The organism is Burkholderia sp. F1, assembly GCF_050813845.1.
Lineage (GTDB): Bacteria > Pseudomonadota > Gammaproteobacteria > Burkholderiales > Burkholderiaceae > Burkholderia > Burkholderia ubonensis.
This window is the reverse complement of sequence record NZ_CP172422.1, coordinates 3,295,382-3,308,156: the sequence shown is the minus strand read 5'-3', so window position 1 is coordinate 3,308,156 and position 12,775 is coordinate 3,295,382. Positions and strand designations below refer to the sequence as shown.

Below are 12,775 nucleotides of genomic sequence, written 5' to 3'. Positions count from 1 at the left end.
CTCACACGATCCCGAAGTCGTCGTTGCTGTCCGGAACCGCATTCAGCAACGATTCGAACCATCGCCAGCCGACGATGCCGAGCACGAATGCGCCGGCTGCGGCGATTGCCGAGCGCACAGCCCGGGAGCCGCTTCGCGGCGCCTTCCGCAACGACGCGGGCGGAAGCGGGCCGGCGAACGCCGTTCGCCGCGAACAACAGGGTTGCATGGCGGTCTCCGGAAGGGTCGAATGCCCCCGATCGTAGCGAGCCGATCGCGCGCCCGCGCGCATGCAAGGATCGGCTCGAACAGAAACGGATGATCGTTTTCGCGTGTTCGCACGATGCGCGGCCGACGGCAGGCGCGCCGGCCGAAACGGCGTCACAATGCGCATTCGATTCGTGACTTGAGTTGAGGATGCGATGAGCAATGCGACTCCGGCCGCGCACCCGGACCACGGCGTGCCGGTCATCCTGCGTTCCAGCGCCGAACGCGGCTGGCAAGGCTTCGGCGCGGCGCTGCTGGGCATCCGCGCGGGCACCCACCGGATTCCGGCGGCCGACTATCACCGGGTCGGCGTGCATGTCGGCGCGCCCGTGCGCGCGCACTGCGTGTGCGACGGGAGCCGGTCCGCGCGCATCCAGGCGCACGGCGACGCCGACGTGATCCCGGCCGGGCTGCCCGGCCAGTGGACCGACGACGGCGACTGCCGGATCCTGCGCATTTCGATCAGCGACGCGTTCGCGCGCGCGACCTTCGACCAGCTCGAACTCAAGCCGTCGCAGGCGCAGATCCGCCGGCGCATGCAGGTGCGCGACCCGCGCCTGCAGCACATCGCGTGGGCGCTGTCCGCCGAGCTGGAAGCGGACGACGCATCGGACCCGCTCTACGCGGAAAGCCTGTGCACGGCGCTGGTCGCGCGGCTCGTCGACGCCGCGCCGGCGTTTCGCGGCAGGCGGCGCGCGCTTGCGCCGAAGGCTGCCGCGCGCGTGATCGACTACATCGAGGGCAACCTCGAGCGGCGGCTGACGCTGTCCGAACTCGCCGCGCTGGCGGCGATCAGCGTGCCGCATTTCAAGGTGCTGTTTCGCGAGACGCTCGGCATGCCCGTGCATCAATACGTCGTGCTGCGCCGCGTCGAACGCGCGAAGGCGCTGCTGCTCGAAGGCCGGCTCAGCATCAGCCAGGTCGCGCTCGAAGCGGGATTCGCGCATCAGAGCCACATGGCGAACTGGATGAACCGCCTGCTCGGCGCGACGCCGCGCGAGATCGCCCGCTCGGCGGCCGCGACGGGGCAGGCCGCGTCGCGCGTCGCCGGCAGCGCCGGGGACGATCGGCCCGCCCCGCACTGAATCCGAGCACGGACCGCTATCCGGCCTGTTGTCCTGCGTCGGTCCGGGCCTCGAACCCGGCCGCGGGCCTGGTCCGCCAGCCGAAGCACACCAGCGCGGCGACGATCGCCTGCGCGCCGGCGATGAACGCGACGCAACCCGCCCAGCCCCAGCGATGCCAGCCGGGCACCGGCAGGATCGAGCCGAGGCTGCCGCCGAAATAATAGAAGGACAGGTAGAGGCCGATCGCCGTCGATCGCGCGTCCGGCGCGCGCTGCGAGATGAATGCGTTGGCCGCCGCCTGCTCGACGAACACCGCGGTCGAGCTGAGCGCGAGACCGGTCAGGATCAACGCGATGCTGTTCGACAGCGTCAGCATCGCGCCGACGATCGCGAGCCCCGCGGCCGCGAGCGCGAGGTCGCGCGGCCCGCGACGCGCGGCGACGCGTCCCGCGAGCGGCGTGACGACGACCGCGACGAGAAACACCGCATAGATCGCGCCGATCGCGGCCGTGTCGAAGCCGAACGGCGCACGCGCGAGGCGCAGCCCGACGAACGTGAACGTGGCGACCTGCGACGCGAGCACGCACGCGCCGATCGCGAACGATGCGAGCAGCGGCCCGCGCTTGACGAGCTGCCATCGCGACGGTCCGGCGGCGGCGTCCGGGCGCGCGCCGCGCGACGCCGGCAGGCACGCATGGATCGCGACGCCGGTCGCGAGACACAGCGCGGCGACGATGTCGAGCGCATGGCGCCAGCCGAATGCGGACGTGAAGACGTTGGTGACGAAGCGGCCCGCGAAGCCGCCGAGCGTCGTGCCGGCGATGAACAGCGCGCCGACTTCCGTCGCTTCGGCGCGGCTGAAGGTCTCGCCGATGGTCGCGATCGAGATCGCGAAGATGAACGGCACCAGCACGCCGGCGGCAAACCGCGCGGCGAGAAACGACGGAAAGCTCGCCGCGTGCGCGGACCACACGACCGGCAGCGCGACGGCCGTCGCGGCGCAGGCGATCACGGTCCGGCGCTCGAAGCGCGCGGCCAGCGCGCCGGCGAACGGAGCGATAATGGCGACGGCCAGCGTGGTTGCGCTGACGCCCTGGCCCGCGCGCTCCGCGCTCACGTCGAACGCGGCGGCGAGTTCGCGCAGGATGCCCTGCGTTGCATAGAGATCGAGAAAGGCTGCGAATCCGCACAGGAAGAAGGCGGTTCGGACGATGCGGTTGTTCACGGATGACGCCCTGTCTGGTTCACGTGACAGTCTGACGATCGGGCCGCGCGCGCGCCAATACCGTTTTCGTCGCCATTGATACCGGAAAGACAAGAATGCTCGACCTGCGCCGCCTTCGCTATTTCGTGACCGTCGCGGACGAGTTGCATTTCGGGCGCGCGGCGCTGCGCCTGCGCATCGCGCAGCCGCCGTTGACGCGTCACATCGCCGCCCTCGAAGCCGAGCTCGGCGTGCGGCTGTTCGAGCGGTCGACGCGCGCGGTCCGTCTCACGCCGGAAGGCGCGCTGTTTCTCGAACAGGCGCGCAGCGTGATCCAGGCGGTCGGCGACGCGGAAGCGACTGCGCGCAAGATGGCGCAGGGCATCGCCGGCCGCATCGTGATCGGCTACGCGAGTTCGATTCCGATGTCCGACGCATTTTCGACGCTCGTCCGTGATGCGGGCCGCGGCATGCCGGACGTGGAACTCGCGTTCCGGGAAGTGTCGACCGCCGGCCAGCGCCAGCAGATCGCCGACGGCACGATGGACGTCGGGTTCGGCTGGTCCGCGGCGACGGCGGCCGGCGCGTGCGTCCGGTCCCTCGTCGTCGCGCGCGAGCCGCTCGTCGCCGCGGTGCCCGCGCAGAGCGCGCACGCGCGCAACGCGACGATCGCGTTCGCCGACCTCGCGGCGGAGCCCTTCGTCACGTATCCGCCCGGCTACGGCTCCGCGCTGAACGCGACGCTGGACGATCTGTGCGAGCAGGCCGGCGTCGCGCCGCGGCTGGGCCCGACCGCTTCGCAGATCACGACGCTCGTGTCGCTGGTGGCCGCGGAGCGCGGCGTCGCGATCGTGCCGGGCTTCACGTCGGCGCTGCAGCGCCCGGGCGTCGCCTACGTGCCGCTGGCCGGCGCGCCGGTGCTCGAACAGACCGTGCTGTGGCGCGAGCCGTTTGCTTCTGCCTGCGTCGAGCGGTTCGTCGCGCTTGCGAAAGCGCTCGCGCCCGCACGCACCGCGGGCGCGTGAACGGCCGCGTCAGGACAGCGATCCGAGGTTGGTTCGATCGCCGGCCGTCGGCGGCGAGGAAATGACGAGGAGCACGACTTCTTCGGTGGACATATTGGCAAGCCGGGCGGGACGCGCCTCGCCCGCGACGTGCATCAGCGCTCCAGCCCCTTCTGCACGTACCACGACAACGGCAGCGTCAGCAGCAGCAACGCCGCCAGTGCGATCAGCGCGGCGGGAACGCCGGCGACGTCGCCGAGGCGCCCGAACACCACGGGCGCCAGCGCGCCGCCGCCGATGGTGCCCGTATAGAACAGCGCGAACGCCTGGTCGCGCCGGCCGGCGCCCGCCAGTTCCGGCACGACGCCGTACAGCACCGACGACGTGCCGTTCAGCGCGAGCCCGAGCAGCGGCAGCATCGCCATCATCGCGACGAGCGGCGCGAACACCGCGAGCAGGATCAGCATCGACGTCGCGGACTCGGTCAGCCACACCGTCTTCATCATGCCGATGCGCGCGCCCAGGTAACCGCAGAGCAGCTTGCCGAATGCGCCGCCGACGAACAGCAGCGTCAGCGCGAGGCCGATGCCGGCGGTGCCGGCGCCCTTGCTCTTCAGCAGGAACGGCAGGAACGTGAGAAACCCCATCCGCACCGCGCTGTCGAGGGTGCCGGTGGCCAGCAGCGCCCGCAAGCCGGCGGACGAGCCGGCGCCGGCCGCTGCGCCGGGCGCTGTCTTGCGTGCGGCACGTGCCGTGTGTTGCGACGGAATCAGCCACGCCATCAGCACCGCCGACACCACGCCGAGCAGGCCGATCAGCGTCGCGCTGGTGCGCCACGTCGCGACCGTCAGCAGCAGGCCGATCAGCCCCGGGATCAGCGTCTTGCCGATGTCGCCCGAGAAGTTGTATTGCGACAGCGCTTCCTTGACGCCGCCGCCGGCCTCGTACGCATCGGTGACCATCGACGACGCGAGCGGGTGCTGGGTGCTCGCGCCGAGCCCGCCCAGCACGAGCGCGATCAGCAGCACCGCGAGCCCGCCGGCCTGGCCGGCGACCAGGTATGCGAGGCCGGCGAGCGCGGTGCCGCCGACCAGCAGGCGCTTGCGTCCCCAGCGGCCGGCCGCGCGGCTCGCGAGCAGCTGGAAGCCGGCCATCATGCCGGAATAGGCGCCGCGCAGCAGGCCGACCTGCGCGTAATTGATGCCGAATTGCGCCTGCCAGATCGGCAGCAGCACGTAGATGACGTCCGTCAGCCCGTCGTGCACCGCGTGCGCGCCGCACGCGGCCCATAGCGAGCGGCGGCGCGTGGACGCGTCGCCCGCGTCCGGTGCGCCGCGAGTGTGGCCGTTGGTCAGTTCGCTCATCGTCGTTCTTGTCCGGCAGATTGGAAGCGGGTCAATTAATCGGAATGCAACAGCAATGAACAGCGAGCGGTACGCTGCGTTGCGCCGACACCGTCATCCTATCGTGCTCGTTTCATCCGTGCATGCGCGCCGGCGCGGCCACGCGTGCCGATAATCGCCGTACATCCCCCCAACCGGAGCGCATCGTGTTCGTCATCTTCGGCGCATCAGGCAACGTCGGCCATGCCACCGCCACGGCGCTGCGCCACGCAGGCCATCCCGTGCGCGCGGTCGTGCGCGACGCGCGTCATCGCGAGCGGCTCGCGCGCATTGGCTGCGACGTCGTGCTCGCCGACCTGACCGACGAGCGGTCGGTTGCCGCGGCGCTCGACGGCGCGCACGGCGTGCAGATGTTGTGCCCGGTGCCTGCCGCCGACGCCGATCCCGCGGCGACGATGCGGCGGATGATCGGCGTCGCGGCCGCGGCGCTCGCCGCGAATCCGCCGCCGGTGCTGCTGGCGCTGTCGGACTACGGCGCGGAGCTGGACATCGACACCGGCATCACGAGCCTGTTCCATGACCTCGAGGAACGGATGAAGCCCATCGCCACGCGCCTGACGCTGCTGCGTTCCGCGGAGCACCTGCAGAACTGGGCGCGGGTCATGCCGGTCGCGCTGGCGACGGGCATTCTACCGAGCCTGCACCATCCGGTCGACAAGGTGTTTCCGGCCGTTTCAGCGCCGGACGTCGGCGCCGTCGCGGCGGAACTGCTGCTCGATGATCCGAAGGCCGGCGGACCGCGCGTCGTCAGCGTCGAAGGGCCGCGGCGCGTCAGCGCGCACGACGTCGCCGATGCGCTCGGCCGGGCGGCCGGCCGGACGATCGTCGCGCGCGAGCTGCCGCGTGACGCATGGACCGCGACGCTGCTGCGCGCGGGCCTCGGCGAGCGTCATGCGCGCCTGATCACCGATCTCTACGACGTGCACAACGCCGGGCTGATCGACGTCGAGCACGGCGCGACCGAGCGACGCTTCGGCGGGACCGAGCCGGGCGACGCGCTCGCGGCGCTGGTGGCACGCGCCGCGCGCTGAGCGACGCGCACGAAGCCCGTCAGGTGCTGACCTGCGGATGCCCGTCGACGACGGCGACATGCACGCCGCCGCCGCTCGACAGCGACACCGTGCCTGCCGGGAACGGATGCACCGGCGCATCGGTCGGCCGCCACGCATAGTGCGTCAGTAATGCCAAGTAGCCGCCGCGGATCACGAAGCCGCCGCACTTGTCCGCATACGCGTCGCGCCGCATCCGGTACGCGCGCGGCAGGTCGTACCACGGCAGCCTCGGCAGGTCGTGATGCACGAGGTGGTAGTTGTTGTTCAGGTACAGGAGCCGCATCGCGAAGCCGGCCTCGTTGATCGCGATGCGCGCCTTCGGATCGCGGGCGGCGCGATGCTCGTACAGCGAGCGGATCATCGCGAGCGAGTGCGCGGGCCACGTGACCGCGAGCAGGTAATACCACCACGGCACGCCGATCGCGAGCTGCAGCCACGCGAGCAGCGCGACGACGCACGCGACGTGCGCGGTCCACATCGGCAGATAGCGCAGGTCGCCGCGCCGGAACGCCGCGAACGACGCGGCGAACATCGCGGCGACGCTCGCCGGCGGGCCGACCACGAGCCGTCCGATGAAGGTCTTGCGCGCGACCCATGGCGCGCGGCGCCAGCGCGGTAGCGCCGCCCATTGCCGGGGCGACAGGTAGTTCGTTTCCGGATCGACGCCGGGTACGGTGAGGTCTTCGTCGCGATGATGGTCGAGATGCGTGTCGCGATACAGCGTGTACGGGTACCAGACCGACAGCGGCGGATAGCCGAGCAGTTGGTTTGCGCGCGCCGAGCGCGTCGGATGGCCGTGCAGCAGTTCATGCTGCAGCGACAGGTGCCACGCGCACAGCAGGATCAGCGGCGGCGAGCGGCGGCGAGCGGCAACGCGCCCGCGCGCACGAGCAGCAGCACGCCGAGCCAGCCGCCGTAGATGACTGCAATCAGCAACCAGGTCGGCCACTCGGTGCGCGCGGTGAAGCGGGCGTCGAGCGCCGCGATCGCGCGCGCGTGATCGACGTCGAAGTATTCGGCCATGTTTCACTTTAACCAGGCGAAGCCGGCCGGCCAATCAATGGATTCGCATTTGCTTATCGCGGACGGCGGGACAGGCGATCCTGCGTAGAATGCGCGCATGAGCCGCTGGATCGCCGGACTGCCGATGTACAACGTGACGCCGCGCCACGCCGCGCTGTGGCGCGCGCTGCTGCGCGATGCGCTCGACGCCTTCGCGCACGCGGGCGGGCCGGCCGGCGTCGCGCTGCGCGACGAACCGTTCGGCGAGCTGCTGTCCTTCTGGCGCCGCGACGATCTGCTGCTGTCGCAGACCTGCGGGTATCCGTACCGGATGCTCGGGCTCGGCGATGCCGTGCGCCTGATCGCGACGCCCGCATTCGACGTGGAAGGCTGTGAAGGCCCGCACTATCGCAGCGTGCTCGTCGTGTCGGCGCGTGCGCATGCGGGCGGCGCGACGACGCTCGCCGCGTGCCGCGGCTTGCGTGCCGCATACAACGGCGACGATTCGCACAGCGGGATGAACGCGTTCCGGCATGCGGTCGCGCCGCATGCGCGGGGCGGGCGTTTCTTCGCGTCGGCGGCGCCGTTCGGTGCGCATCTGAACGCGCTGCGCGCGCTGGGTGAGAATGAAGCGGACTGCGCGGCGATCGATTGCGTGACGTTCGCCTACGTGCGCGACGCGCTGCCTGGCCTGCTGCGCGGCGTGCGCGCGATCGGCATGACGGCGCCCGCACCGGGCCTGCCGCTGATCGCGTCGCGCGCGCTCGGCGATGCGCAGGCGGTGCTGCTGCGCGATGCGCTCGACCACGCCGTCGCGGCCGATGCCGAACGGGCGCGCGTGCTGCGGTTGCGCGGGTTCGCACGGCTCGCTTCGGACGACTACGCGGCGATCGAGCGGTTCGCGGCCGAGGCCGCGGCGCTCGGCTACCCGGCGCTGGGTTGAAGCCGCGCGCCCGGCGTCACTCGTCCATCAGCCGGACCTTCACCCGCTTGCCCTTGATCTTGCCCGCGTTGAGCTTGCGCAGCGCGTCGCGCGCGATGCCGCGCTCGACCGCGACGTACGTCGAGAACTCGGTCACGTTGATCTTGCCGATCTGCGCGCCGCTGAAGCCCGCGTCGCCCGTCAGCGCGCCCAGCACGTCGCCGGGACGGATCTTGTCCTTGCGGCCGCCGAGGATCTGCAGCGTTTCCATCGGCGGCAGCAGCGGTTCATTGGCGTCGGCCTTCAGCTCGGCGAGCGGGTGCCATTCGACTTCGCGCTTCAGCGCCTGCTCGATGCCGCCGACGCGCCCCATCTCGTCCATGCTCGCGAGGCTCAGCGCCCAGCCGTCCTGGTCCGCGCGGCCCGTACGGCCGATGCGGTGCACGTGCACTTCGGGGTCGGGCGTCACGTCGACGTTGATCACCGCCTCGAGCTGCGCGATGTCGAGGCCGCGCGCGGCGACGTCGGTCGCGACGAGCACCGAGCAGCTGCGGTTCGCGAACTGGATCAGCACCTGGTCGCGTTCGCGCTGCTCGAGCTCGCCGTGCAGCGCGAGCGCGTGGAAACCCTGCGCGTGCAGCACGTCGAGCAGGTCGCGGCATTGCTGCTTCGTGTTGCAGAACGCGATCGTGCTGACGGGGCGATAGTGGTTCAGCAGCAGGCCGACCGAATGCAGCCGCTCGTCTTCGGTCACTTCGTAGAAGCGCTGGCGGATCTTGCTGTCGTCGTGCCGCTCCGCGAGCTTCACTTCCTTCGGATTGCGCAGGAACTGCTGGCTCAGCTTCGCGATGCCGTCCGGGTACGTGGCGGAGAACAGCAGCGTCTGGCGCGTCGGCGGGCATTGCCGCGCGACCTTCGCGATGTCGTCGAAGAAGCCCATGTCGAGCATCCGGTCCGCCTCGTCGAGCACCAGCGTGTTCAGCGCGTCGAGCGCGAGGGTGCCGCGGTCGAGGTGGTCCATGATGCGGCCCGGCGTGCCGACGACGATGTGCGCGCCGTGTTCGAGGCTCTGCGTCTGCGGGCGCATCGGCGTGCCGCCGCACAGCGTCAGCACCTTCACGTTTTCCTCGGCGCGCGCGAGGCGGCGGACTTCCTGCGCAACCTGGTCGGCGAGTTCGCGCGTCGGGCACAGCACCATCGCCTGCACGTCGAAGCGGCGCGCGTCGAGGCGCGCCAGCAGCGCGAGCGAGAACGCGGCGGTCTTGCCGCTGCCGGTCTTCGCCTGCGCGATCAGGTCGTGGCCCGCGAGCGCGATCGGCAGGCTCGCGGCCTGGATCGGCGTCATGTCGGCATAGCCGAGCTGCGCGAGATTGGCGAGCGTGGCGGGCGTCAGCGGCAGCGTGCTGAACGGCGTGGCGGTCGGTTGGCTCATGTCAGGAAAGGTCTCCGAGGTAAGGGCGGCCTTCCATCTGTTCGTAGACGACGGTGCCGTCTTCGGCTTCGAAGCGCTCGAGATAGTTGCGCGCGCCGCACAGCGGGCAGCGGAACAGCAGCCCCTGGCCTTCGTCCTTGATGACGACGTCGGATTCTTCCCACTGCGTGCCGCAGCTCTGGTTTCGGCAGGTAAACACGGTCATTCTCCAGCTGAATTCGGTTGGGCGCCCCGGCGTGTCGGGTGAGGGCGCCGGCATTGCGCGGTCGTGGCGCGCGGCGCCCGCGTGTAACGGCGGGGCGCGGCGCGGCCGTTCGCGTGATGGTTCGTCGGGGTGGATGATGGATCGGGGGCGCGATCGCAGGAACGCGCGTGGCGCAATTCTAGCGGATACCGCGCGTGCCGCGAGACGAGGCGGCAGGAGACGCGGCCCCCACAAGCAAAAACGGCCATCCTCGCGGATGGCCGTTCGAATCACGCGTTGCCGCTCAGCGCATCAGAGCGCCATGTCGTTCGCGGCTTTCGCGGGCCGCGCCGGTGCGTCCGGCGTCGGGTGCGCCGGCGCGGTGACGTCGATCTTCGGCGGCGGCGACAGCTGCAGCACGTCGCTCGTGTAGGCCCACTCTTCAGCGACCTTCGCCGGGTTGCCGTTCAGCTTCGTGCCGTAGCTCGGCACGATCTGGCGGATCTTCTGCTGCCATGCGGGCGTCGCGACCTTGTCCTTGAACACCTTCTCGAGCAGGCTCAGCATGATCGGCGCGGCGGTCGATGCACCCGGAGACGCGCCGAGCAGGCCCGCGATGCTGCCGTCCTGCGCGCTGACGATCTCGGTGCCGAGCTTCAGCACGCCGCCCTTCACCGGGTCGCGCTTGATGATCTGCACGCGCTGGCCGGCCTGCCACAGGCGCCAGTCTTCCTTCTTCGCGTTCGGGAAGTATTCCTTCAGCGCGTTGAAGCGGTCTTCGTCGGACAGCATCAGCTGGCCGGCCAGGTATTCGACGAGCGGGAACTCGTCGACGCCGACGCGCATCATCGGCATCACGTTGTGCGTGTTGGTGCTGGTCAGCAGGTCGAAGTACGAGCCGTTCTTCAGGAACTTGGTCGAGAACGTCGCGAACGGTCCGAACAGGATGATCTTCTTGCCGTCGATGATCCGCGTGTCAAGGTGCGGCACCGACATCGGCGGCGAGCCGACCGACGCCTTGCCATACGCCTTCGCGAGGTGCTGCTTCACGACTTCCGGGTTGTCGGTCACGAGGAACGAGCCGCCGACCGGGAATGCGCCGTAGTCCTTCGCTTCCGGAATGCCCGACGCCTGCAGCAGGTGCAGCGCGCCGCCGCCCGCGCCGATGAACACGAACTTCGCGTCGACGTCCTGCGGCGCTTCGTTCGAGTGCAGCTTGACCCACGACACGTGCCACGTGCCGTCGGCGTTGCGCTTGATCTCGCGCACTTCGCTCGACAGCGACAGCGAGAAGTTCGGCTGGCGCTGCAGGTAGCCGACGAACTGGCGGGTGATCTCGCCGAAGTTCACGTCGGTGCCGATCGGCGTCCAGGTGGCCGCGACCTTCTGCTTGCGGTCGCGGCCTTCCATCATCAGCGGCACCCACTGCTTGATCTGGTCGTAGTCTTCCGAGTACTGCATCCCGCGGAACAGCGGGCTCGCCTGCAGCGCTTCATAGCGCTTCTTCAGGTAGCGGGCGTTGTCGTCGCCCCACACGAAGCTCATGTGCGGCGTCGAATTGATGAACGAGCGCGGGTTCTTCAGCACGCCCTGCTTCACTTGCCATGCCCAGAACTGGCGCGAGATCTGGAACGACTCGTTGATCTGGATCGCCTTCGAGATGTCGATCTTGCCGTCGGGCTTCTCCGGCGTGTAGTTGAGCTCGGCGAGCGCGGAGTGCCCGGTGCCCGCGTTGTTCCAGCCGTTCGAGCTCTCCTGCGCGACGCCGTCGAGACGCTCGACCATCGTCATCGACCAGTCCGGCTGAAGCTCGTGCAGCCAGACGCCGAGCGTCGAGCTCATGATGCCGCCGCCCACCAGCAGGACGTCGACCTTCTTCGTGTCCGCTGCATGCGCGGACGACGCGGCTACGCACAGCGCGAGCCCTGACAGCATTACCCGTAACGTTTTGATCACAGCAGATCCCTTTTTCAACTTGGATGCATCGGTTTGCCACGCCGTCCGGCCGGGGCGACACACGCGTCCGGATATCCGGACGCGCGAATCCGGGATTCCGGATTGACGCGGGCGGACGTTGCATTTGCGCACGCGAAGCCGATGCGAAGGACACCTTCGGAGCGACTCGCGACAGGCAGGCAATCGCCTGCATCGCGTGGGCGCGCAATGCGCCGGGGCCCTTGCGGCAAGCCTGAGCGGTTGGGGTTTCAGGCTGCGTCGAAAAGGGCCGCACGCGACGCTTTCGCCGGGGGCGGGGTGGCAAGGGGCGCGTAATATAACCGAAGTCGATTGCCGTGTCGCACGCGGAAAATGGCCTTGTTTTTGTGGGGTTTTTCGTGCGTCCGGGTTTCCGGAACGGGGGCTCGGGCAGGTGGGGATTCGACGTGACGGAGAGGGTGTCGCGGCCGATTTTCCGGCCGCATTCAGGTACGGATATGCAAGCCGCTTACTTGCCGGAACCCCCTCCGCAAAACTGCGCGAACCCTTCCGCCGAATTCGCGAAGCCCTTCTGCTTCGCAAGCTCCCACGGCCGCTCGCACTGCCTGGTCTGTTCGCACCAGGCATAGCCGGCCGAGCCGATGCAGCCGTGCGCGTCGCGGTCGCCGCCGACGATCGGTGCGGACGCCTGCGCAGGCGGATTCGGTTGTGCGGCACACGCGCTCAATGCGAGCACGATTGCCGCGGCCAGCGAGACTGACGGGATGAAGCGCTTCATGGGGTTGTGCTCCGTGAAATGGCGATAAGGTGTCGTGATGCCGGCGTTCATTCCTCCGGCACCGGCACGCGCGACGAGAACTTCACCTCGCGCAGCGCGAGACTCGACTGGATCGACGAGACGCCGGCCTGCTTCCTGAGCACGTGTTCGACGAATGCCGCATACGCGTCGAGATCCGTCGCGACGACCTGCAGGATGTAGTCGGCCGCGCCCGTGATCTTGTGGCACGACAGCACTTCATCGTGACGCCGCATCACGTTCTCGAAGTGGTCGGAATCCTTGTCCGAGTGCATGTTGAACGTGACGTGCACGAACGCGAACACGTTCATGCCGAGCGCGCGCCGGTCGAGATTTGCCTGGTAGCCGGTGATCACGCCTTCGTCCTCGAGCCGCTTGCGCCGCCGCCAGCAGGGCGTGACGCTCAGCGACAGCCGCTCGCCGAGCGTCGCGTTCGACAGCGCGCCGTCCTCCTGCAGCAGGCGCAGCATCGCGCGGTCGACGCCGTCCAGTTCAGCTGAAGCGCGATTTTTGCTCATTTTCGAGATT

The 12,775-nt window shown here is 69.6% G+C and carries 13 protein-coding genes and 1 pseudogene; 4 read left to right on the top strand and 10 right to left on the bottom strand.

Translation table 11 applies throughout. The features are described 5' to 3' along the window. Position 1: 1 nt before the first annotated feature. Positions 2-409, bottom strand: coding sequence for a hypothetical protein (locus ACFIMZ_RS33420; RefSeq protein ID WP_431823693.1), 408 nt, complete (start codon positions 407-409; stop codon positions 2-4). Between ACFIMZ_RS33420 and ACFIMZ_RS33415 the strand changes: the two genes are divergently transcribed. Continuing rightward, entirely contained in the window at positions 402-1,331 is a 930-nt protein-coding gene (locus ACFIMZ_RS33415) for a helix-turn-helix domain-containing protein (protein ID WP_431823692.1), read from the top strand. The two genes, ACFIMZ_RS33420 and ACFIMZ_RS33415, sit on opposite strands and share 8 nt — an antisense overlap. Before the next feature lie 16 nt (positions 1,332-1,347). On the opposite strand, the gene ACFIMZ_RS33410 is transcribed toward ACFIMZ_RS33415, so the two are convergent. Then, positions 1,348-2,538 carry an MFS transporter gene (locus ACFIMZ_RS33410; RefSeq protein ID WP_431823691.1) on the bottom strand — a complete coding sequence of 397 codons (1,191 nt, stop codon included), beginning with the start codon at positions 2,536-2,538 and terminating at the stop codon, positions 1,348-1,350. Between the two features lie 95 nt (positions 2,539-2,633). Between ACFIMZ_RS33410 and ACFIMZ_RS33405 the strand changes: the two genes are divergently transcribed. Continuing rightward, positions 2,634-3,542 carry a LysR substrate-binding domain-containing protein gene (locus tag ACFIMZ_RS33405; RefSeq protein ID WP_431823690.1) on the top strand — a complete coding sequence of 303 codons (909 nt, stop codon included), beginning with the start codon at positions 2,634-2,636 and terminating at the stop codon, positions 3,540-3,542. Positions 3,543-3,551: 9 nt separating this feature from the next. Here the strand turns inward: ACFIMZ_RS33405 and ACFIMZ_RS33400 are convergent, their stop codons facing one another. Both ACFIMZ_RS33400 and ACFIMZ_RS33395 read right to left on the bottom strand, forming a co-directional pair. Continuing rightward, complete coding sequence (locus ACFIMZ_RS33400; protein WP_431823689.1) at positions 3,552-3,677, bottom strand: hypothetical protein; 126 nt, start codon at positions 3,675-3,677, stop codon at positions 3,552-3,554. Further along, positions 3,677-4,885, bottom strand: a complete 1,209-nt coding sequence (locus tag ACFIMZ_RS33395) for an MFS transporter (protein WP_431823688.1) — start codon at positions 4,883-4,885, stop codon at positions 3,677-3,679. The genes ACFIMZ_RS33400 and ACFIMZ_RS33395 overlap by 1 nt, the downstream gene beginning before the upstream one ends. Before the next feature lie 185 nt (positions 4,886-5,070). Here ACFIMZ_RS33395 and ACFIMZ_RS33390 point away from each other — a divergent pair, with 185 nt between their 5' ends. After that, positions 5,071-5,955, top strand: a complete 885-nt coding sequence (locus ACFIMZ_RS33390) for an NmrA family NAD(P)-binding protein (protein WP_431823687.1) — start codon at positions 5,071-5,073, stop codon at positions 5,953-5,955. 19 nt (positions 5,956-5,974) lie between these two features. Here ACFIMZ_RS33390 and ACFIMZ_RS33385 read toward each other — a convergent pair. Continuing rightward, a pseudogene (locus ACFIMZ_RS33385) lies at positions 5,975-6,999 on the bottom strand (fatty acid desaturase). A 97-nt stretch (positions 7,000-7,096) separates the two neighbouring features. Here ACFIMZ_RS33385 and ACFIMZ_RS33380 point away from each other — a divergent pair. After that, positions 7,097-7,921: a phosphate/phosphite/phosphonate ABC transporter substrate-binding protein gene (locus ACFIMZ_RS33380; RefSeq protein ID WP_431823686.1), complete on the top strand. Its 825-nt coding sequence runs from the start codon at positions 7,097-7,099 to the stop codon at positions 7,919-7,921. A 16-nt stretch (positions 7,922-7,937) separates the two neighbouring features. On the opposite strand, the gene dbpA is transcribed toward ACFIMZ_RS33380, so the two are convergent. The 5 genes from dbpA to ACFIMZ_RS33355 all read right to left on the bottom strand — a co-directional run bounded on the left by dbpA (position 7,938) and on the right by ACFIMZ_RS33355 (position 12,765). Beyond that, entirely contained in the window at positions 7,938-9,332 is a 1,395-nt protein-coding gene (dbpA, locus tag ACFIMZ_RS33375; protein ID WP_431823685.1) for an ATP-dependent RNA helicase DbpA, read from the bottom strand. A gap of 1 nt (position 9,333) precedes the next feature. Continuing rightward, on the bottom strand, positions 9,334-9,531 hold the full coding sequence (locus tag ACFIMZ_RS33370) for a hypothetical protein (RefSeq protein WP_010089753.1): 198 nt from the start codon (positions 9,529-9,531) through the stop codon (positions 9,334-9,336). 297 nt (positions 9,532-9,828) lie between these two features. Then, positions 9,829-11,451 (bottom strand): malate dehydrogenase (quinone), encoded by a 1,623-nt coding sequence (gene mqo / locus ACFIMZ_RS33365; protein ID WP_431823684.1) that lies wholly within the window; start codon positions 11,449-11,451, stop codon positions 9,829-9,831. 508 nt (positions 11,452-11,959) lie between these two features. Next, on the bottom strand, positions 11,960-12,229 hold the full coding sequence (locus ACFIMZ_RS33360) for a hypothetical protein (RefSeq protein WP_431823683.1): 270 nt from the start codon (positions 12,227-12,229) through the stop codon (positions 11,960-11,962). 47 nt (positions 12,230-12,276) lie between these two features. Beyond that, a complete protein-coding gene (locus tag ACFIMZ_RS33355; RefSeq protein WP_431823682.1) occupies positions 12,277-12,765 on the bottom strand; it encodes an Lrp/AsnC family transcriptional regulator in 489 nt (162 codons plus the stop codon). Positions 12,766-12,775: the final 10 nt, after the last annotated feature.